Genomic DNA, 21044 nt, shown 5'->3' on the forward strand with positions numbered 1-21044 from the left:
CATGCATATCGTTCGATTCGCCCGGTTTCGCGTCGTTCCGCGACCCCATGGTTAACCGATCGTGCCTCGACTTCGGATTTCTAGCCAGCGTTGATGACAGGACGGTGGCATATTTTCTTTTTCGGTCAGGGTTATGTCGGATCGGCCGGCCGTTCGGCATAACGGCGCGCGATCATCGCGCAGGCGATCAGCTGAATCTGGTGGAACAGCATCACCGGCAACAGCACCACCCCCACCTGCGCCGGCGCGAACAGCACGCCCGCCATCGGGACGCCGGAGGCGAGGCTCTTCTTCGACCCGCAGAATTGCAGCACGATCGCATCCTCGCGGTTCAGCCCCAGCAACGATCCCAGCCCCCAGGTGACGAACAGCACCAACGCCAGCAGCACGCAGCAGATCAGCGCCACCAGCGCCAGATCGCCCGGCGACAGGCGATGCCACAGCCCCTCCACCACCGCCGCGCCGAACGCGGAATAGACGACGAGCAGGATCGACCCGCGATCGACCACGGTCAGCATCGTCTTCTGCCGCGTCACCCATGCACCGATCCACGGCCGCAACAGGTGCCCCGCCACGAACGGCACCAGCAATTGCAGCACGATCGCCTCGATCGAATCCAGCGAGATCGATCCCGCCCCCCCCATCAGCCACGCCACCAGCAACGGCGTGACGACGATGCCGAGCAGATTGGAGAAGGACGCGCTGCACACCGCTGCCGCGACGTTGCCCCGCGCGATCGCGGTGAACGCGATCGAGGACTGCACCGTTGACGGCAGCAGCGTCAGGAACAGGATGCCCGCCGCGACCGGCCCGGTCATGATCCGGCTCAGCCCCAGCCCGAACAGCGGGAACACGACGAAGGTCACCGCCAGCACCGCTGCGTGCAATCGCCAGTTGCTCGCCCCCGCCCGGATCGCCTCGCGCGACAGGCGGGCGCCGTGCAGGAAGAACAGCAGGACGATGCCGATATCCGCCGCCGCCCCGACGATCATGGCGATCACCCCGCGCGGCGGCAGGATGCTGGCCAGCAACACCGTGCCGAGCAGCATCAGGATGAATGGCTCGAACAGCGACAGGAAACGCCGGATCATGGATGGGCGCGGGCGAAGGTGTCGAGCGTGGCGAGATGCCCGGCCAGCGCCGCGTCGGTCAGAAACGCACCGACGAAGCTGTTGCGCGCCAGCGTCACCACCTGCGCGCGCGACAGGTTGCGTGCGGCGGCGAGGCTGCGGAAATTCTCGGCGATGTAGCCGCCGAAATAGGCCGGATCGTCGGAGTGGATCGTCGCGCGCAGGCCCGCGTCCAGCATCCGGTCGATCGGATGCGCGGCCAGCGTGTCGACGTTGCGCAGCGCCACGTTGGACAGCGGGCACACCGTCAGCGTCATAGCCTCCCGTGCCAGTCGCGCGACCAGCGCCGGGTCCTCCATCGCGCGGTTGCCGTGATCGATCCGGTCGACCTTCAGCACGTCGAGCGCCTCGTGGATGTAGGCAGGCGGTCCCTCCTCGCCGGCATGGGCGCACAGTTTCAGCCCCCGCTCGCGCGAGGCGGCGAAAACGCGCGCGAACTTGGCGGGCGGATTGCCTACCTCCGACGAATCGAGCCCGACACCGACGAACCGGTCGAGCCAAGGCTCGGCGAGCTTCAACGTGGCGAAGGCGTCGTCCTCATCCAGATGGCGGAGATAGCTCATGATGATTCCCACCGTCATGCCGTGCTTCGCCTGCGCGCCCTCGACCGCCGCGAACAGCCCGCGCGCGACTGTATCGAACGGGATGCCGCGATGAGTATGGGTCTGCGGATCGAAGAATATCTCGGCATGAACCACGCCGTCGGCGGCGGCCCGGTCGAAATAGGCGGCGGCAAGATCGTGGAAATCCTCCTCGGTGCGCAGCACCTCCGCCCCGGCATAATAGATGTCGAGAAAGCTCTGGAGATCGGTGAAGCGGTACGCCGCGCGGACCTCCTCCACCGACGCAAACGGGATGGCGACGCGATTGCGCGCGGCCAGCGCGACCATCATCTCCGGTTCCAGCGTGCCTTCGATATGCAGGTGCAGTTCGGCCTTGGGGATGGCGGCGTGGAAATCGGTCATGCGTGATCCTGTCGGCTGTGGGCGCGGCGGCCCCGGAGATAGCAATGTGCTACCGCGCGGTCGTCCCCCAGAATCTGGAGGGCGAACAGCCGCTCGGCAAGGGTGGCGCCGGCGGTGCGGCGCGCCAGCAGCGGCGTGGCGGCGGGATCGAGCACGACGAAATCCGCCTCCTGCCCCACCCGCAACGTACCGATCCGCTCGCCCAGCCCCATCAGCCGCGCCCCGCCCATGGTAGCGAGATACAGCGCGCGGAACGGATCGAGGCTGGTGCCACGCAACTGCCCCACCTTGTACGCCTCCCCCATCGTCGCCAACGCGGAAAAGCTGGTGCCCGCGCCGACATCGCTGCCCAGCCCCACCGTCACCCCGTGCGCGTCCGCCCGCGCCAGATCGAACAGTCCCGATCCCAGGAACAGGTTGGATGTGGGGCAGAAGGCGATGCCGCTGCCGGCCGCCCCCATCCGCGCCAGCGCCCGGTCGTCCAGATGGATGCCGTGCGCGAAGACCGACCGGTCGGTGACCAGCTCGAACCGGTCGTACACCGCCAGATAGTCCACCGCGTCGGGAAAGCGCTCGGCCACCGCCGCGACCTCGCCGTGGTTCTCGGCCAGATGCGTGTGCATCAGCACGTCGGGATGCGCCGCGACCAGCGCGCTGGCCGCCGCCAGTTGCGCATCACTGGAGGTCAGGACGAACCGGGGCGTCACCGCGTATCCCAGCCGCCCGCGCCCGCGCCAGCGCCGGATCAGCGCCTCGCTGTCGTTCCGCCCGCTGTCGACGGTGTCGCGCAATATGGCCGGCCCGGCATCCATCAGCACCTTGCCCGATACGATCCGCATGTCCCGTTCCAGCGCCGCCTCGAACAGCGCATCGACCGATGTGGCATGGACGGTGGCGAACACCAGCGCACTGGTCGTGCCGTTGCGGAGCAGTTCATCGAGGAAGAACGCCGCGACCGCGTCGGCATGGGCGCGATCGGCGAAGCGGCGTTCCTCGGGAAAGATGTGGCGATCGAGCCATTGCAGCAATTGCTCGCCATGCGCGGCGATCCGGTCGGTCTGCGGATAATGGACATGCGCATCGACGAAGCCCGGAACGATCAGCCCGCCGGGAAAATGTTCGACCGGCACATCGGCGAACCGATCGCCAAGGTCGGCAAAGGCGCCGAACGCGACGACCAGTCCGTCTTCCACCACCATCAGCCCGTCGGGATGGTGGACGGGTATGCCGCCATGGGCGGGATCGTCGGGCACGCTCAGCAATTCGGCGCGAAAGGCGTGGATCATGCCTGATTTTCCTCCATCGCCCCATGCTGCGGGACAGCATCCGGAACCAACCGCCCGTCGAAGGCGCGGTTCCCCTCGACGAACGCCACGCTTGTACCGGCGGACGCTTCGCCGCAAGGAGCGGCACGATCCCCTGCCGGAGCCCTTGCCATGTCCATCCTGTCCGATCGCTGGATTCGCGAACGCGCCATCGCCGACGGGATGATCGAACCCTTCGTGGAGGCGCAGCGACGCGACGGCTGCATCAGCTACGGCCTGTCCTCCTACGGCTATGACGCGCGGGTGGCGGACGAGTTCAAGATCTTCACCAATGTCGACAGTGCGATCGTCGATCCGAAGAACTTCGCGGCCAACAGCTTCGTCGATCGCAAGACCGATGTCTGCATCATCCCGCCCAACAGCTTCGCGCTCGCCCGGACGGTGGAATATTTCCGGGTGCCACGCGACGTGCTGGTCATCTGCCTGGGCAAATCGACCTATGCGCGCTGCGGCATCATCGTGAACGTCACCCCGCTGGAACCGGAATGGGAAGGGCACGTCACGCTCGAATTCTCGAACACCACCCCGTTGCCGGCGCGCATCTACGCCAATGAGGGTGCATGCCAGTTCCTGTTCCTGAAGGGCAGCGAACCGTGCGAGACGAGCTATGCCGACCGGGCCGGCAAATATATGGGTCAGCGCGGGGTCACCCTGCCGCGATTGTGATCGCCCGCCGGCTTACCGGCGGTTCCCCAGCACCTCACCGATCGAGCGGGATACATCCCATTGTTCGCCGTTTGCGACGGGATCGTCGGCGAAGCGGACGACGATTTTCGCGTCCACCCCGGCAGCGCGCAGCGGCAGGCCGAAACTCCGCTCCACCGCGCGACGAGTGGCATCGCGGGCGAGGCGCAGCGCGGTCGGTTCGCGCGCCTGCCGCAACAGTTCGGCCTGGCCGCGCGCACGGTTGACGGCGTCGAGCCGCGCTTCGGCATCGGTGAAGGTCGTCAGCACGCCGCCGGTGCCATATTCGCGGATCGCCGCCAGATCGACCTGCGGGCCATCCACCTCGACCGCGGGCAGCCGCACCGCCAGCGTCCGGGTGCCCGCGTCCCACGCCACGTCGCGCTCCGTCAGCTTGCCGAGATCAACCTCGTACCGGACGGAGCCGGGCATGATGAGCGTCTTTTCGGTCGAGAAACCGAGTTGGGACTGGCGCGAGGTGACGACCGCGACATAGCGCGCGGCAAAGGCGGACAGCCGGTTCTGTTCGCGCAGCCCCTGCAAGCTGGCGCTCGCGATCGTCGTCGGATCGGGAGTCAGCCGTTCGTCGACATAACGCTGCACACCCCACAAGCCGATCAGGACCGCAAGGACGAGGATCAGCACCACTCCGGTCGCCTTGATCAGGAACGCCCCGATGCCGGCGCGTGCCGGCTGTTGCGCGGGATGCTGGGCCATCGGTTCGGTCACGCTGCGATCCGCCATGTCTCTCCCTCCTCGATCACCAAGCCGCGCCGACCGAGATCGTACAGATGCGCCAGCACCGATCGCGCCGCCGCCGGCACCAGTCGCGGATCGAGCCCGGCATACATCCGCCCGACCATCGCGTCCGTGCGCTGCGCGTCCTCGCGCAGCAGCCTTAATATCTGCCCCTCGCGCTGCCTGCGATGACCCAGCATCCCGCGCACCAGCCGGCGCGGGTTTTCCACCGCCTCACCGTGGCCGGGGTAATAAATGCGGTCATCGCGTTCCAGCAGCCGTTCGAGGCTCGCCATATACGCGCCCATATCACCATCCGGCGGAGAGACGACGCTGGTCGCCCAGCCCATCACGTGATCGCCGGAGAACAACGCCTGCGTTTCCGCCAGCGCGAAGCACAGGTGGTTGGAGGTGTGACCCGGCGTCGCCAGCGCGGTCAGCGTCCAGCCGTCGCTGCCGACCGTATCGCCCTCCGCCAGCACGCGATCGGGCGCATAGGCGTGATCGAACGACGCATCGGCGCGCCCGGCATCGCCGGCGGCGGCGAACGGGGCGGCACCGGTGACCGGTGCCCCCGTCGCGGCGGCGAGCGGGCGGCTGGCGGGGCTGTGGTCGCGGTGGTGGTGGGTGATGACGATCGCGCGCACCGGCCGCCCGTCGATCGCGGCCATGATCGCCGCGAGGTGCGCGGGATCGTCGGGGCCGGGATCGATCACCGCCACGTCCCGGTCGCCGACGATGTGCGTCTGCGTGCCGGTGTGGGTATAGGCGGACGGGTTCGGCGCGAGGATGCGCGTCACCAGCGGTTCCAGCCGGATCGGCAGGCCGGTCGGCAGATCGGCCATCGTCAGTCGGCCGCGCTCAAACCGTAAAGCTTTCGCCGCAGCCGCACGCGCCCTTGGCATTGGGATTGGCGAAGACAAAGCCGGCGGTGAAATCGTCCTCCACCCAGTCCATCGTCGATCCGATCAGATACAGGATCGATCCGCCATCGACGAACAGCACGCCACCGGGCGTCTCGATCCGCTCGTCGAACGGCTTGCCTTCGGCGACATAGTCGACCGAATAGGCGAGGCCGGAACAACCGCGCCGCGGGGTCGACAGCTTGACGCCCACCGTTCCCGCCGGCGCGCGCGCCATCAGGTCGGCGATCCGCGCTTCGGCGGAGGAAGTCAGGTTCAGTGCGGCGGGCCGCGCGCGCAGCGTGGTGGCCATTACAGCATCCCCAGTTCTAGCTTGGCCTCGTCCGACATCTTCTGCGGATCCCATGCCGGGTCCCAGACAAGGTTGACGTCGGCGGTGGAGACGCCCGGCACGGCAGAGACGCGCAGTTCCACCTCGGCCGGCATCGATTCCGCGACCGGGCAGTTCGGCGTCGTCAGCGTCATGGTGACGGCGGCATGGCCGTTCTCCGTCACGTCGACGCCGTAGATCAGGCCGAGATCGTAGATGTTGACCGGGATTTCCGGATCGTAGATCTCCTTCAGCGCCTCGATGATGCTGTCGTACAGCGCGCCGCCGGGTTCGCCGGGCGCATCCTCACGCGGGCGTTGCGCCAGGAAACCCGACAGGTAATCGCGCTCGCGCACTGCGGGGGCCGCCCCGTCATCGACCCGCGCCTTGGGCGGGGGCGCTACGCCGTCCACTTCCTCGACCTCGAAGCCGCTCATGCCGTCATTCCTATCCAAAGATTCGCGTGACCCGTTCGATGCCGGCGACCAGCGCATCGACATCCTGCGGACCGTTATACACGCCGAAGCTGGCCCGTGCGGTCGCCGCCACGCCCATCGCCTCCATCAGCGGCTGCGCGCAATGATGGCCGGCACGGATCGCCACCCGGCCCTCGTCCAAGATGGTGCCGATGTCGTGCGGATGCACCCCCTCGATCGTGAAACTCACGATTCCGGCGCTGTCGGCGGGGCCGAGCAGGCGGACGCTGTTGATCGCGCCCAGTGCCTCGCGCGTGCGGGCCACCAGTGCCGTCTCGTGCAGGTGGATGCGATCGCGGCCGATGCCGTCGACATAATCGATCGCCGCATGCAGCCCCAGCGCGCCGACGATGTGCGGCGTTCCCGCCTCGAACCGGCCGGGCGGCGGGGCATAGGTGGTGCGCTGGAAGCTGACCCGGTCGATCATCGATCCGCCGCCCTGCCAGGGCGGCATCGCATCGAGCAGTTCAGGCCGCGCCCACAGCACGCCGATCCCGGTCGGGCCGTAAAGCTTGTGTCCCGAAAAGACATAGAAGTCGCACCCGAGCGCCGCCACGTCCACGCGCACGCGCGGGACCGACTGGCACCCGTCGATCAGGATCTTCGCGCCGACCCCGTGCGCCAGCGCGACCGCGCGTTCCACATCGAGGACCGAGCCGAGCACGTTGGAGACATGCGCCAGCGCGACCAGCTTGTGCCGCTCGGTCAGCATGTCGGCCATCGCATCCAGATCGATGCGGCCGTCCGCGGTCAGCGGCGCGACATCGATCGCGGCGTCGACGCGTTCGGCGATCATCTGCCACGGCACGATATTGCTGTGATGCTCCAGCATCGACAGCATGATGCGGTCGCCCGCCTTGAGCTGCGTCCCCGCCCAGCATTGCGCGACGAGGTTGATCGCCTCGGTCGCGCCGCGCACGAACACGCATTCCTCGGGACTGCCGGCCCCGATGAACCGGGCGACGCGGGCGCGCGCGGCCTCGTACGCCACCGTCATGTCCGCCGATCGCTGGTATACGCCGCGATGCACGGTGGCGTAGGTTTCGCCGTACGCGCGGGTGATCGCGTCGACGACCGCCTGCGGCTTCTGCGCGGTGGCGGCGGTATCGAGATACGCCCAGCCCGCCGGGATCGCGGGAAAATCGGCCAGCGTGTCGAGGGGGGCGGTGCCGTTCATAACGCCTGCCCCAGCCATGCCTCGGCATCCGCCGAAAACGCGTCGCGCACCGTCTCGTCACCGATCCGGTCGAGCGCGTCGGCGACGAACGCCGTCGTCAGCAACGCCTGCGCACGCGATTTCGGGATGCCACGGCTTTCCATGTAGAACAGCGCACGGGCATCGAGTTCGCCGACCGTCGCGCCATGCGCGCACTTCACGTCGTCGGCGAAAATCTCCAGTTCCGGCTTCAGATTGACGGTGGCGGTCCGCTTCAGCAGCAGGCCGCGCAACGACTGGACGCCGTCGGTCTTCTGTGCGTGGCGCGCCACCTCGACCCGCGCCGCCAGGCTGGCGGTGGAGCGATCGGCGGCGACCGCGCGCCACACCTGCTGGCTGCTGCCGTTCGGTTCGGCATGACGGACGGTGACCGCGCATTCCTGCTTCTGTTCGCCGGCGGTCAGCAGCGCGCCGCCATAATCGGCGAACGCCCCCTCACCCGCGACGATCGTCGCATCGATCCGCGTTCCCGCCGCGCCCGCGCCGAGGAATACGGTAACGAGGCTGGCCCCGGTGCCGAGCGCCGCATCCTCCCGCAGGGAGACGAACCCGCCATCCTGCACCAGCCGCACCGACCGCATCAGCCGCGCCGCCTTGCCCAGCGTGACGCGCAGATACCGGTTGGCCCAGCCCGCGCCGATATAGGTTTCGATCACCTGCGCGGCGGCATCGTCGGCCAGTACGATTTCGGACGGCAGGTGATTGGCCCCGCCGGCGGAGACATGAACGATCTGCACCGGATGCGCGGCGGCATCCTCGGCCAGATGCAGCGCCCAGCCGGCGCCGGTCGCCCGCGCGCCCAGCGCATGCTCGCCCGCCTCGACGCTGCGCAGTTCGACGCGGTGCAGGTCGCTGGCGGCAGTGTCGATCACCCCGTCGCGCACCACGATCCGCGCGCCCGGCAGGTCGAACCAGTTCCCGGCCACATCCGGCGATACGGCCGCACGCGGCAGCGCGGCGGCGGTGGCGATCGCATCGGGATCGGCCCAGCGCCAGGCCTCCTCACGGGTGGAGGGGAGTTCGATCACGCTCACGCGGTCACCTGCGCATAGCCCTCGCGCTCCAGTTCGTGCGCCAGTTCGGCGCCGCCGGACCGGACGATGCGGCCGTCCGCCAGCACATGGACGACATCGGGCTGCACGTAGTCGAGCAGGCGCTGGTAATGGGTGATGAGCAGCACCGCCTTGTCGGGCGCGCGCATGATACGGTTGATGCCGTCGCCGACGATGCGCAGCGCATCGATGTCGAGCCCGCTATCGGTTTCGTCGAGGATCGCGAACTTGGGGTTGACGATGCCCATCTGCACCATCTCGTTGCGCTTCTTCTCGCCGCCGGAGAAGCCGACATTGACCGGGCGCTTCAGCATCTCGGCATCCATGTCCAGCTTGCGCGCCTCCTCGCGCGCCAGCTTCAGGAACTCCGCGCCCGACAGCGGCTTTTCGTCGCGCTGCCCCCGCTGCGCGTTCAGCGCCTCGCGCAGGAACTGCACGTTGGACACGCCGGGAATCTCGACCGGATACTGGAAGCCCAGGAACACGCCGGCGGCGGCGCGCTGGTGCGGCTCCAGCTCCAGCAGGTCCTGCCCGTCGAACTCGATCGATCCGCCGGTCACCTCGTAACCGGGCCGTCCGCCCAGCACATAACCCAGCGTCGACTTGCCCGCGCCGTTCGGCCCCATGATCGCATGGATTTCGCCCGCGTTCACGGTGAGGGACAGGCCCTTCAGGATTTCCTTGCCGTCGATCTCGGCGTGGAGGTTTTCAATCTTGAGCATCGTCATCTCTCTAGCCCCTCCCCTTCAGGGGAGGGGTTGGGGTGGGGCGCCTGCCGCACGGGCAACGCATGCAATTCGGACAGCAGGTGCTGCAACACGCCTTCGACGTTCTGCATCACATCGGTGTTGGTGTAGCGGATCGTGCGATATCCAAGAGCCGCCAATTCAGCGTCGCGCTGCGCATCCATGGCCGCATCGAAATGTGTATGCCCGTCAATCTCGACTACCAGCCGGTGCTGCGGGCAGAGGAAGTCCGCGATGCGTGAGCCGATCGCCGCCTGACGTCGGAACTTGAAACCACCCAGTTGCGACCGCGACAGATGCGACCATAGCCGCTTTTCCGGTTCGGTCGGATCGCGACGCATCGCGGCGGCGTGACCTTGCACGCTGGCGATGGCGTTCGCGGAAAGGCCCCACCCCCGGCCCCTCCCCTGAAGGGGAGGGGAGTTCAGGCGCTTCGCATCGTCCTGCGGCGTCATCCCACCGAGCCTTCCAGCGAAATCCCCAACAGCTTCTGCGCCTCGACCGCGAATTCCATCGGCAGCTGCTTCAGCACCTCGCGCGCGAAGCCGTTGACGATCAGGGCGACCGCCGCCTCCTGATCCAGCCCGCGCGACATCGCGTAGAACAACTGGTCCTCGCTGATCTTCGAGGTCGTCGCCTCGTGCTCGATCTGCGCCGAAGGATTGCGGATTTCGATATAGGGGATGGTGTGCGCGCCGCACTGGTCGCCCAGCAATAGGCTGTCGCACTGGGTGAAGTTGCGCACCCCCTCCGCGGTCGGGGCGACGCGCACCAGGCCGCGATAGGTGTTGTCGCTGCGCCCGGCCGAAATCCCCTTCGACACGATCGTCGACTTCGTGTTCTTGCCGAGGTGGATCATCTTGGTGCCGGTATCGGCCTGCTGGCGGTTGTTGGTCACCGCGACCGAATAGAATTCGCCGACCGATCCATCGCCCGCCAGCACGCAGGACGGATATTTCCACGTGATCGCGCTGCCGGTTTCGACCTGCGTCCACGACACCTTGCTGTTTCGCCCCTGGCACAGCGCGCGCTTGGTGACGAAATTGTAGATGCCCCCGACGCCGTTCTCGTCGCCGGGATACCAGTTCTGAACGGTCGAATACTTGATCTCGGCATCGTCCAACACGACCAGTTCCACCACCGCGGCATGCAACTGGTTCTCGTCGCGCATCGGCGCGGTGCAGCCCTCCAGATAGCTGACATAGCTGCCCTTGTCGGCGACGATCAGGGTCCGTTCGAACTGGCCGGTATTCTCCGCGTTGATGCGGAAATAGGTCGACAATTCCATCGGGCAGCGGACGCCCTCGGGAATATAGACGAACGTACCGTCCGAGAAGACCGCCGAGTTCAGGGTCGCAAAGTAATTATCCCGCTGCGGCACCACCTTGCCCAGCCACTTGCGGACCAGATCGGGATATTCCTTGATCGCCTCGCTGATCGAGCGGAAGATGACGCCGGCGGCCTCCAGTTCCTTGCGGAAGGTGGTGGCGACCGACACGCTGTCGAACACCGCGTCCACCGCGACGCGACGCTTGGGCTGGCCGTCCTCGTCCAGATCCTCGACGCCCGCGAGCATCTTCTGCTCGGCGATCGGGATACCCAGCTTCTCATAGACGCGCAGGATTTCCGGATCGACCTCGTCCAGCGAACCCAGCTTCGGCTTCGCCTTGGGCTCCGCATAATAATAGGCGTTCTGATAATCGATCGGCGGCACGTTCAGCTTCGACCAGTCGGGCGCGTCCATCGTCTGCCACAGCCGGAACGCCTTCAGCCGCCAGTCGAGCATCCACGCCGGCTCGCCCTTCTTGGCGGAGATATAGCGGACGGTATCCTCGGACAGGCCCTTGGGCGCGAATTCCTGTTCGATGTCCGAGGAGAAACCCCATTCATACGTCTTGGATACGGCGGCATAGGCTTCGGCGTTCTTGGTCGCCATCATGCAATCTCCACATCCGGCACATGGTCCGGTAATTTGGGGGCCGATAACTCGGAGGCCGTTGATTGGGGCGCCGACAACTGGGCGAGGCTGACCCCGGCCAGCGCCCCCCGCACCGCGCCGTTGACGACGCTCCAGTGCGGCTTGACCCGGCAGTTCCCCTCGATCGCGCAATCGTCGGCCCGGTGGTCGACGCACGCGGTCAGCGCGATCGGCCCCTCCACCGCCTCGACGATGTCGGCGAGGCTGATCGCCGCCGCCGGCCGTGCAAGACGGAAGCCGCCACCGGTGCCGCGCGTGCTTTCCAGCAGGCCGGCCGCGGACAGGCGGCTGACCAGTTTCTGCGCGGTCGGCAACGGCACGCCGGTTTCCTCCGCCAGCATCGTGGCGTTGCACCGCCCCGCCGACCCGCAACGGCGGGCGGCAGCGGACAGCATCACGACCGCGTAGTCGGCAAGGGAGGACAGGCGCATAGGCTAATCGGACCAATTCATTCCGATTGGGCAGATGGTGCAGCGCGGGAGGCGAATCAACCGCTATCTTTGCAAACGACTCGCAGGGCGCGGGCGGGTGGCGTTCGAACGGACAGGCGATCCACCCTTCTCGTTTCACGCCGTACAGGGCAGAGGGTCAATCATGGCCTTCTACCACCCCGCCCTCTTCGCCCTCGACGCCGAACGCGCACATCTGCTGACCGTCAGGGCGCTGAAGGCGTGGGGCCGGATCGGTGCCCCGCTGGGCCGCGCGCCGGATGCGTTTCCCCGGCTGGCCAGCCGCGTGGCGGGTATCGACTTCGCCAACCCGGTCGGGCTGGCGGCGGGGGTGGACAAGAACGGCGAGGCGATCGCCGGGTTCTTCGGCCTCGGCTTCGGCGCGGTGGAGATCGGCACGCTGACGCCGCGCCCGCAGCCGGGCAACCCGACGCCGCGCCTGTTCCGGCTGGTCGAGGACCGTGCGGTGGTGAACCGCTACGGCTTCAACAATGACGGGCTGACCACGGGACTCGCGCACGCCAAGGCCGCGAAACGAAGCGGCGTGCTGGGCATCAACGTCGGCGCCAACAAGGATTCCGCCGACCGCATCGGCGATTATGCTTTGGGCGTCGCGGGGGCCGCGCCGGTCGCGGATTACGTGACGATCAACATCAGCTCCCCCAACACGCCGGGCCTGCGCGACCTGCAATCGGGCGCGGCGCTGCGCGACCTGCTGGCCGCGTGCGCGCAGGCACGGGGCGATACGCCGTTGTTCCTGAAGGTCGCGCCCGATCTGGATGCCGCCGGGATCGATGATGTCGTGCGCGCCGCCGCCGACCACCGGGTCGATGCGATCATCATCGGCAACACCACGATCAGCCGCCCCGCGCTGCGCTCCGCCAACGGCGCGGAGACGGGCGGGCTGTCGGGCGCCCCGCTCGCCCCGCTCGCCCGCCAGCGGCTGGCCGATTTCCGCCGGGCGACGGGCGGCGCGATCACGCTGGTCGCCGTCGGCGGGATCGGCGACGCGGCCGAGGCCTATGCCCGCATCCGCGCCGGCGCCAGCCTGATCCAGTTCTATACCGCGCTGGTCTATGAAGGGCCGGGCCTGCCGGCACGGATGCTGCGCGACCTGGATGCGCTGCTGGCGCGCGACGGTTTCGCGCACATGGCCGAAGCGGTCGGAATCGACGCCTGACGGCTTGCCCGTGGCGGCGGGGACGTTACGGTCTGCGATCATGAAAACGCTGCCCGCGCTGCTCGCGCTCCTCCTGCCCCTCGCACCGGCGACTGCCCGCGACACGGCACCGCGTCCGGACCAGGGCATGGTCAGCGCCGCCGATCCGCGCGCGGCGATGGCGGGGGTGGAAATCCTGCGCGCCGGCGGCAGCGCCACCGATGCCGCGATCGCGACGATGCTGGCGCTGGGTGTGGTCGAACCGCAGAACAGCGGCATCGGCGGCGGCAGCTTCTGGGTCAGCCATGCCGCCCGCGGCGCGAAGACGACGACGATCGACGCGCGCGAAGCCGCCCCCGCCGCCGCCACCGCCGACTGGTTCTACGACGCGGCCGGCCGGCCGATGGATCATGCCGAAGCGGTGCCGGGCGGGCGCAGCGTCGGCGTGCCGGGCGCGCTGCGCGGCATGGCGCTGGCGCATCGGCAGGCGGGCACGCTGCCCTGGGCGACGCTGTTCGGCCCGGCGATCCGGCTGGCGCGCGATGGCTTCACCGTGACGCCGCGCCTGGCCAACGGCATGGCCCGCTATGGCAAGCACGTCACGGCGGAGACGCGCGCGATCTACACGATGGCGGATGGCACGCCGGTGAAGCCGGACGTGACGATGCGCAACCCGGCGCAAGCCGCCCTGCTGGAACGGATCGCGAAGCTGGGGGCGGACAGCTTCTATGTCGGGCCGCAGGCCACGAAGATCGTCGCCACCGTCAACGGCGCGGCGCGCAATCCGTCGAAGATGACCGCCGGTGATCTCGCCAGCTACGATGCCAAGGCTCGCCCGCCGGTGTGCGTGACGTACCGGGTCTATCGCATCTGCGGGATGGGGCCGCCCTCGTCCGGGGGAATCACCGTGCTGATGATCCTGAAACAGCTCGAACGGTTCGACATGGCCGCGCTGGGCAAGGACGATGCGACCGCGTGGCACCTGTTCGCCGAATCCTCGCGTCTCGCCTATGCGGATCGCAACCTGTACATCGGCGATCCCGATTACGTCCGCGTGCCGGTGAAGGGGATGCTCGACGCGCGCTACCTCGCCTCCCGGTCGGCGCTGATCGCCCCTGACCGCACGATCGCGACCGTCGCCGCCGGCACCCCGCCCGGCGCCCCCCGGCGGCTGCCGGTACCGGCGTCCGAGGTCGCGGGAACCACCGATCTCGTCACGGCCGACCGGCACGGCAACGTCGTCGAGGTGACGACCACGATCGAGGGGTATTTTGGATCGGGCCTGTCGGTGGACGGCATCCCGTTGAACAACGAACTGACCGATTTCGATACCGTGCCCGCCAGGGACAGCTATCTCGTCGCGAACCGGGTGGAGGGCGGCAAGCGGCCGCGCAGCTCGATGGCGCCGACGATCGTCTATAATCCGGACGGCAGCGTGCGGCTCGCGCTGGGGGCGGCGGGTGGCCCCACCATCATCGCGCAGATCGCCAAGGCGCTGGTCGGCGTGCTCGACTGGAAGATGACCGCGCAGGACGCGATCGGCATGGGCCTGCTCTATGCGCCCGGCCCCGGCGCGACCGCCGAACAGGGCACCGCGCTGGAGGCGATGGTGCCTGCGTTGCAGGCGCTGGGCGAAACCGTGAAGGTCGCGCCGCTGGGGCTGAAGGCGAACGCGATCGAGCGCGTCGGCGGCCGCTGGGTCGGCGCCGCCGATCCCCGCAGCGAGGGCGTGGCGATCGGCGAGGACGGCCGCGTCACCAACATCAGGCGCGTCGGCAGCCTGCTGAGCAGACCACCGGAATAACCACCATGACAGGCGCAGGAAGCAATGCGCCGGGCGGAGAGAGAATGCGCAGGCTCGAACATTTCCCCAACCTCGTCACCATGTTCTTCACCCGCGCGCACGACCTTGGCGATGTGCCGTTCCTGTGGGCGAAGAAAGGTGGCGCGTGGCAATCCACCAGCTGGGCGGAGGCGGCGCGGCAGGTCGCCGCCCTCGCCACCGCGCTGACCGCGATCGGGCTGAAACGCGGCGACCGGGTGATGCTGGTATCGGAGAACCGGCCGGAATGGTGCATCGCCGATCTGGCGATCATGGCCGCGGGCTGCGTGACGGTGCCGACCTACACGACGAACACCGAACGCGATCACCTGCACATCCTCGAAAACTCCGGCGCGTGCGCGATCATCGTATCGACCGACAAGCTGGCGCGCGTGCTGCTGCCCGCCGTGCTGCGATCGAACCAGGGGCAGACGGTGATCGGCATCGATGCGATCCGCGCCCCCGCCGCCAGCCTCGACGTGCATCAATGGGACCGGTTGATCGCCGACCACGCGACCGATCCCGCCACGGTGGCGGCGCGGGCGGATTTCCGGCGCGACGACCTTGCCTGCATCATCTACACCAGCGGCACCGGCGGCGCGCCGCGTGGGGTGATGCAGCATCACGGCGCGATCCTGCACAATGTCGGCGGCTGCGTCGCGGTGATCGCGGAGGATTTCGGCTGGGGGGACGAGGTGTTCCTGTCGTTCCTGCCCCTGTCCCACGCCTATGAGCACAGCGGCGGCCAGTTCGTGCCGATCGGGCTGGGCGGCCAGATCTATTACGCCGAGGGTCTGGAGAAGCTGGCGGGCAATATCGAGGAGGTGAGGCCGACGATCATGTTCGTCGTCCCCCGCCTGTTCGAGGTGCTGCGGACGCGGATCAGCAAGACGATCGAGAAGCAGGGCGGTCTGCCGCAGAAGCTGCTCACGCGCGCGCTCGACATCGGCGCGCGCCGGCACGAAGGGCGGTTGCGGCTGATCGACCGGCCGTCGCAATGGGCGGTGGACCTGCTGTTCAAGCCGAAGATCGGCCGTAAGTTCGGCGGGCGGCTGAAGGCGATGGTATCGGGCGGTGCGCCGCTCAACCCGGAGATCGGCGTGTTCTTCCAGTCGCTCGGCCTCACCTTCCTGCAGGGCTATGGCCAGACCGAGGCGGCACCCGTCATCTCCTGCAACCGGCCCGCCGCCGGCGTGAAGATGGACACGGTCGGCCCGCCGCTCGCCGATACCGAGGTGGTGATCGCCGCGGATGGCGAGATTCTTGTGCGCGGCGAGCTGGTGATGCACGGATACTGGCGCAACGAGGCGGAGACGGCGCGGGTGTTGCGGAGCGGCTGGCTGCACACCGGCGATATCGGCGAATTCGACGCGGCCGGCCGCCTGCGCATCACCGATCGCAAGAAAGACCTCATCATTAACGACAAGGGCGACAATGTCGCGCCCCAGAAGGTGGAGGGGATGCTGACCCTGCAACCCGAGATCGGGCAGGCGATGATCGCCGGCGACCGCCGCCCCTATATGGTGGCGCTGCTGGTGCCCGATCCCGACTGGACGCAGGAATGGTGTGCCAGGACCGGGCGCGGCTGCGACGCGAAGGCGCTGATGGACGACCTGGACTACCGCGCGGCACTGTCGGCGGCGGTGGAACGCGTGAACCGCGACCTGTCGGTGACCGAACGGGTCCGCCGCTTCATCCTGGCCGACGAACCCTTCACGATCGAGAACGAACAGCTGACGCCCAGCCTGAAGATCAGGCGTCACGTGATCCGGCAGATGTATGGCGAGCGACTGGAGGCGCTGTACAAGGGCTAGGCGGCCGGCGCCTGCTTCTCCCCTCCCCGCAAGAGAGGGGAGAAGCTGGTCACTTCGCGACCGCCGCGGCTTCCTTCCCCTTCGGCAACACCGCCAGCGTCCAGTCCGTCTCCGGCCGCAGGTAGCGTGCCGCCAGCGCCTGGATGTCGCCCGGCGTCGTGCCCATCAGGTCGCTGCCCAGCGTACCGATCGCGCTCAGGCGGCGGGGGTCGACGGTGCCGCCGCCCATCTGCTGCATCCAGAACTGGCTGGAGGTGGAGGCGCGCATCAGTTGCTGGCCCATCGGCTTGATGGTGCGCTCCAGCTCGTCCGCACCGACCGGGTTCTTCGCCAGATCGGCCGCGATCTCACGCGACAGGCGGAAGAACAGGCCGACATTCTCGGGCGCGACCTGCCCGATCGCGACCAGCCGGCCGCCGTTGGTCGATCCCATCGGCCACTGGCTCTGCACCGAGGGGCTGTAGCTGGCGCCCGATGCCTGACGCAGCCGCTCGAACAAGCGGTCGGAGAACAGTTGCGCCAGCACGTCGAGCTGGCGGCTGGTGCGGATTTCCGCGACGCCGCCTGCGGTCGGCCATGCGATCACCGCCGCCGCCTGCGTATCCGCGCCGTCATGGGTGCGGATCACCGGGGTTGCGACATGCGCGGGGAAGCGCATTGCTGGGGCGGGCGGCAAATTGCCGTCACGCGGTTTCATGGCGCCGAACGTCGCGGCGACCGCGGCGATCGCTTCGTCGGTCTTCACATCGCCGAACACCATCACTTCGACCGGGCCGGTGGCGAGCAGCGGCTGCCACAGCTTGCGGAAGTTCTTCGGATTCAGCTCGCCGATCTGTTGCGGGGTCGGTGTGGTGAAGCGGGGATCGCCGTCACGCAGCAACCCTTCCAGATCGCGACCGAGCACGCCAGAGGGAGAAGCCGAGAAGCCCGCCTGCGCCGCCAAGGCCCCGGCCCGCGCCCGCGCGATCGGTGCAGGGTCCCAACCGGGAAAGGCCAGCTTGGCGGCCATCAGCTTCAGCTGGTCCTTGTAATCCGCCGGCGAAGTCATCGCACCCAGCAGGAACGCATCGTCATCGATCCCGAAATCGAGTCCGATGCGCCGCCCGGCCGACAGCGTCTCCAGATCGCCCTGATCCAGCTTGCCGACACCGCTGGCCACCAGCGCGTTGTCAGCGGCCCAGGCCGGGGTCGGCCGGTCGGCCGGCAGCGCGCCGTACCCGCCGCCGAAGCGGGTGCGAACATAGACCCGCCCCGTCTCCGACGGATTGGAGAAGACGAGCAGCCGCACCCCGTTGGCGAAGGTGACGCGTTCCAGCCCGATCCCCGCCATCGTCGTACGGCCGGTCACGGCGCCGGGCTGGCCGAGCGACGGCAGGCTGGAGAAATCGACCGCCGCCTGCACCCGCCGCTTGCCGGCCAGGCCGGTCACGTCCGCCTTCAGCGCGGCATCCAGCTTCGCCGCGACCCCGGTTTCGGGCGTCGGCGTGTTGACGATCGCGCGGGTGGCATCCCCCTGGAAGATGCGGCGGGTGGACGCCAGCACGGTATCGGGGGTGAACATCCCCTTGGTCCGCGCATCCTTGAAGATCGCATAGGAGGTGGCGGGCGCAGTCACCGTCTCGCGGATGTCCAGCGCCTCGGCCATGTCGTCGGCCTGCTTGCCGCCCGCCTCGACGCGTGAGGTTTCGACGACGGTGCGCAGGATGGTGTCGTAATCCGCCAGTTCGCGGTCGATCTCGCCCTGCGTCGGCGGCTTGGCGAGCGCATCGGCGACGACCGCGCGCACCTCGCGCAACGCGGCATCCCATTGGTTGCCGACCGGCACGATGGTGGTGAAGGTACCGTTGGCGGAGCGTTCCTGATCGTCCAGCGAGATCGACGCCTGGAGGAAGGGCGCACCGCCTCGCGCGCGTGTCTCCAGCCGGCGGCTGACGACACGGGTGGCGATCGTGTCGACCATCCGCTTCTGGTTGAAGACGATCGTATCGGCATTGAACTGCCACGGCCGCAGCACCGCCATCGCGACGACGGAGGGTAATCCCGGCTCGACGATCGTGGCGGTGGCGGGTTTGGCGGGATCGGGCTTGCCGAAATCGGGATCGGCGGGATCGGGGCCGATCGGCCGCCAGCCGGCGAAATGCTTGACGACGAGGCGCGACAACAGTGCCGGGTCCATGTCACCGGAGATGATGACGACCGCCCGGCTCGGGCGATACCAGCGATCGTGGAACGCCTTCATGGCGGTGCCGTTGGCGGCCAGCAGCGTCTTTTCGGTGCCGATCGGTGACCGTTCCGCCAGCCGCTGCCCGGCGAAGAACGTCTCGCGCAGCGCATCCTGGAAACGGACCTGCGGGCCGGGCTGTTCGCGGCGCTCCGCCAGCACGATCGGCCGTTCGGCATCGACCGAGGCGTCGGTCATCACCGGTGCCGCCATCATGCCCGACAGGATGTGAAGCGACTCGTCGATCCCCGCCTCGGTCGCGGAGGGCAGGTCGAGCTTGTACAGCGTCTGGGTGGGCGTGGTCTGCGCGTTGGAGTCCGACCCGAAGGTCGCGCCCAGCCGCTGCCACACCCGCTTCGCCTCGCCATCCGGGACATAGGCCGATGACCGGAAGCTCAGATGCTCGATAAAATGCGCATAGCCGCGCTCGGCATCCGTCTCGTGCAGCGAGCCGACATCCATCGCGACCCGTACCGACACCTGCCCCGGCGGCACGCCGTTGCGCCGCACCGCGAAGCGCAGGCCGTTGGGCAGGGTGCCGAAACTCCACGCCGGATCGGGGGCGATGTCGCTGCCCTTGTACAGCCAGGCGGTCGTATCGACGGCGACCGGCGCAGGCGCAGGCGCGGGCGTCGCCACCGGGACCGGCCGGGGTCGTGCGGCGCGCTGCTGGGCAACCAGCGGCGACGTCGAGACGAGGAGGAAGGGCAGGATGGAAGCGCGGAACGCGCGCGACAGGGACGTCATGCCCGCCATCTAGCGATGCCGGGACGATCCCGCCATGACCTGTCGCGATTTCCACGACAGGATACGTATCGTTTCGGCCTGCGACGGGTTGATCCCCTGCCCCGGCCGGGCCACATGCCCGATATGCTGATCGAGACAGAATCCACGCCGAACCCGGCAACGCTGAAATTCCTGCCCGGCCGCCAGGTGATGGATGCCGGCACCCGCGACTTCGCCACGCCCGAGGAGGCGGAGGCCAGCCCGCTGGCCGAAGCGCTGTTCGGGCTGGGCGACGTGACCGGCGTGTTCTTCGGCCGTGACTTCGTATCGGTCACGGTCGCGCCGGGGATCGACTGGCGCGACGTGAAGCCCGACGTGCTGTCGATCCTGCTCGATCATTTCACCGCCCACATGCCGCTGTTCCGAGGCCCCTCCGCCGGCTTCTCGGTTCCGGCCGAGGAGGAGGCGTTCGCCGACGATCCCGCCGATGCGGAGATCGTGGCGCAGATCCGCGAACTCATCGAAACGCGGGTGCGCCCGGCGGTGGCGAACGACGGCGGCGACATCGTCTATCGCGGCTTCGACAAGGGCAAGGTGTTCCTGCGGATGCAGGGCGCCTGCGCGGGTTGCCCGTCGTCCAGTGCGACGCTGAAGAACGGCATCGAGCAGTTGCTGCGCCATTACGTTCCCGAAGTCACCGAAGTAAGGGCCGTCTGATGACCGCGATCGATCCCGCCGCCATCGCCCAGTTGTTCACCGAGGCGCGCACCTTCAACCACTATACCGACGAACCGGTATCGGACGCCGATCTGCACGCGATCTGGGACCTGATGAAGATGGGGCCGACCAGCGCCAACCAGCTTCCCGCCCGCCTCGTCTGGTGTACCAGTGCCGAGGCGAAGGAAAAGCTGGCCGCCTGCGCCAGCGACACCAATGCCGACAAGATCCGCCAGGCGCCGGTCGCGGTCATCATCGCGATGGATCACGAGTTCCACGAGCATCTGCCGGAGCTGTTCCCGCATACCGATGCGAAGAGCTGGTTCGACGGCAATGCCGAGCTGCGCGCCGCCTCCGCGTTTCGCAACTCGACGTTGCAGGGCGCCTATCTTATCATGGCGGCGCGGGCGCTGGGGCTGGATACCGGGCCGATGTCCGGGTTCGATGCGGGTGCGGTCGACAAGGCGTTCTTCAGCGACCAGCCGGCGGTGAAGACCAATTTCATCGCCACGCTGGGCCATGGCGACCGTGCGACGCTGCAAGGCCGCTCGCCGCGCCCCGCGTTCGACCGGTTCAACACGATCGCCTGAACG

The 21044-nt window shown here is 68.2% G+C and carries 20 protein-coding genes; 6 read left to right on the forward strand and 14 right to left on the reverse strand.

The features are described from left to right. Positions 1-131: 131 nt before the first annotated feature. The 3 genes from IFT82_RS00720 to guaD are packed head-to-tail and all read right to left on the reverse strand — an operon-like array spanning position 132 to position 3381. On the reverse strand, positions 132-1091 hold the full coding sequence (locus IFT82_RS00720) for a bile acid:sodium symporter family protein (protein WP_192123403.1): 960 nt from the start codon (positions 1089-1091) through the stop codon (positions 132-134). Then, positions 1088-2095 carry an adenosine deaminase gene (locus IFT82_RS00725; protein WP_192123405.1) on the reverse strand — a complete coding sequence of 336 codons (1008 nt, stop codon included), beginning with the start codon at positions 2093-2095 and terminating at the stop codon, positions 1088-1090. Before IFT82_RS00725 ends, IFT82_RS00720 begins: the two co-directional genes overlap by 4 nt. After that, on the reverse strand, positions 2092-3381 hold the full coding sequence (guaD, locus tag IFT82_RS00730) for a guanine deaminase (RefSeq protein ID WP_192123407.1): 1290 nt from the start codon (positions 3379-3381) through the stop codon (positions 2092-2094). Before guaD ends, IFT82_RS00725 begins: the two co-directional genes overlap by 4 nt. 150 nt (positions 3382-3531) lie before the next feature. On the opposite strand from guaD, the gene dcd reads away from it, so the two are divergent. After that, positions 3532-4086: a dCTP deaminase gene (gene dcd, locus IFT82_RS00735; protein ID WP_192123409.1), complete on the forward strand. Its 555-nt coding sequence runs from the start codon at positions 3532-3534 to the stop codon at positions 4084-4086. A 12-nt stretch (positions 4087-4098) separates the two neighbouring features. On the opposite strand, the gene IFT82_RS00740 is transcribed toward dcd, so the two are convergent. Genes IFT82_RS00740 through IFT82_RS00785 form a run of 10 tightly spaced genes read right to left on the reverse strand, consistent with a single transcriptional unit; the run spans position 4099 to position 11974 of the window. Beyond that, complete coding sequence (locus IFT82_RS00740; protein ID WP_192123411.1) at positions 4099-4848, reverse strand: DUF4230 domain-containing protein; 750 nt, start codon at positions 4846-4848, stop codon at positions 4099-4101. After that, entirely contained in the window at positions 4830-5687 is an 858-nt protein-coding gene (locus tag IFT82_RS00745) for an MBL fold metallo-hydrolase (RefSeq protein ID WP_192123413.1), read from the reverse strand. The genes IFT82_RS00740 and IFT82_RS00745 overlap by 19 nt, the downstream gene beginning before the upstream one ends. A gap of 16 nt (positions 5688-5703) precedes the next feature. Further along, on the reverse strand, positions 5704-6057 hold the full coding sequence (locus tag IFT82_RS00750; protein WP_192123415.1) for a HesB/IscA family protein: 354 nt from the start codon (positions 6055-6057) through the stop codon (positions 5704-5706). After that, positions 6057-6512: an SUF system Fe-S cluster assembly protein gene (locus tag IFT82_RS00755; protein WP_192123418.1), complete on the reverse strand. Its 456-nt coding sequence runs from the start codon at positions 6510-6512 to the stop codon at positions 6057-6059. The genes IFT82_RS00750 and IFT82_RS00755 overlap by 1 nt, the downstream gene beginning before the upstream one ends. A gap of 10 nt (positions 6513-6522) precedes the next feature. Continuing rightward, a complete protein-coding gene (locus IFT82_RS00760) occupies positions 6523-7728 on the reverse strand; it encodes an aminotransferase class V-fold PLP-dependent enzyme (RefSeq protein ID WP_192123420.1) in 1206 nt (401 codons plus the stop codon). Next, complete coding sequence (locus tag IFT82_RS00765; protein ID WP_192123422.1) at positions 7725-8801, reverse strand: SufD family Fe-S cluster assembly protein; 1077 nt, start codon at positions 8799-8801, stop codon at positions 7725-7727. The genes IFT82_RS00760 and IFT82_RS00765 overlap by 4 nt, the downstream gene beginning before the upstream one ends. Beyond that, complete coding sequence (sufC, locus tag IFT82_RS00770; RefSeq protein WP_192123424.1) at positions 8798-9541, reverse strand: Fe-S cluster assembly ATPase SufC; 744 nt, start codon at positions 9539-9541, stop codon at positions 8798-8800. The genes IFT82_RS00765 and sufC overlap by 4 nt, the downstream gene beginning before the upstream one ends. A gap of 2 nt (positions 9542-9543) precedes the next feature. Beyond that, positions 9544-10020, reverse strand: coding sequence for an endonuclease domain-containing protein (locus tag IFT82_RS00775; RefSeq protein ID WP_192123426.1), 477 nt, complete (start codon positions 10018-10020; stop codon positions 9544-9546). After that, entirely contained in the window at positions 10017-11501 is a 1485-nt protein-coding gene (gene sufB, locus IFT82_RS00780; protein ID WP_192124239.1) for a Fe-S cluster assembly protein SufB, read from the reverse strand. The genes IFT82_RS00775 and sufB overlap by 4 nt, the downstream gene beginning before the upstream one ends. Next, the gene (locus tag IFT82_RS00785) at positions 11501-11974 is read right to left on the reverse strand and encodes an SUF system Fe-S cluster assembly regulator (RefSeq protein WP_192123428.1); all 474 of its coding nucleotides are present in this window, start codon (positions 11972-11974) and stop codon (positions 11501-11503) included. Before IFT82_RS00785 ends, sufB begins: the two co-directional genes overlap by 1 nt. Before the next feature lie 163 nt (positions 11975-12137). Here IFT82_RS00785 and IFT82_RS00790 point away from each other — a divergent pair, with 163 nt between their 5' ends. From IFT82_RS00790 to IFT82_RS00800, 3 genes are read left to right on the forward strand one after another with little or no spacing between them, the layout of a single operon-like run. Further along, positions 12138-13172: a quinone-dependent dihydroorotate dehydrogenase gene (locus IFT82_RS00790; RefSeq protein WP_192123436.1), complete on the forward strand. Its 1035-nt coding sequence runs from the start codon at positions 12138-12140 to the stop codon at positions 13170-13172. Positions 13173-13212: 40 nt separating this feature from the next. After that, complete coding sequence (gene ggt / locus IFT82_RS00795; protein ID WP_244646315.1) at positions 13213-14955, forward strand: gamma-glutamyltransferase; 1743 nt, start codon at positions 13213-13215, stop codon at positions 14953-14955. A 44-nt stretch (positions 14956-14999) separates the two neighbouring features. Then, positions 15000-16787 carry an AMP-dependent synthetase/ligase gene (locus tag IFT82_RS00800; RefSeq protein WP_192123439.1) on the forward strand — a complete coding sequence of 596 codons (1788 nt, stop codon included), beginning with the start codon at positions 15000-15002 and terminating at the stop codon, positions 16785-16787. Positions 16788-16836: 49 nt separating this feature from the next. Here IFT82_RS00800 and IFT82_RS00805 read toward each other — a convergent pair whose 3' ends face one another. Then, positions 16837-19755: a M16 family metallopeptidase gene (locus IFT82_RS00805; protein ID WP_192123441.1), complete on the reverse strand. Its 2919-nt coding sequence runs from the start codon at positions 19753-19755 to the stop codon at positions 16837-16839. Positions 19756-19878: 123 nt separating this feature from the next. On the opposite strand from IFT82_RS00805, the gene IFT82_RS00810 reads away from it, so the two are divergent. Together IFT82_RS00810 and IFT82_RS00815 are read left to right on the forward strand one after the other, a co-directional pair. Beyond that, the gene (locus IFT82_RS00810) at positions 19879-20451 is read left to right on the forward strand and encodes a NifU family protein (protein ID WP_192124244.1); all 573 of its coding nucleotides are present in this window, start codon (positions 19879-19881) and stop codon (positions 20449-20451) included. Further along, positions 20451-21041, forward strand: a complete 591-nt coding sequence (locus IFT82_RS00815; RefSeq protein ID WP_192123443.1) for a malonic semialdehyde reductase — start codon at positions 20451-20453, stop codon at positions 21039-21041. Before IFT82_RS00810 ends, IFT82_RS00815 begins: the two co-directional genes overlap by 1 nt. The last annotated feature ends 3 nt before the right edge of the window (positions 21042-21044 follow it).

The organism is Sphingomonas sp. CFBP 8760, assembly GCF_014841615.1.
Lineage (GTDB): Bacteria > Pseudomonadota > Alphaproteobacteria > Sphingomonadales > Sphingomonadaceae > Sphingomonas.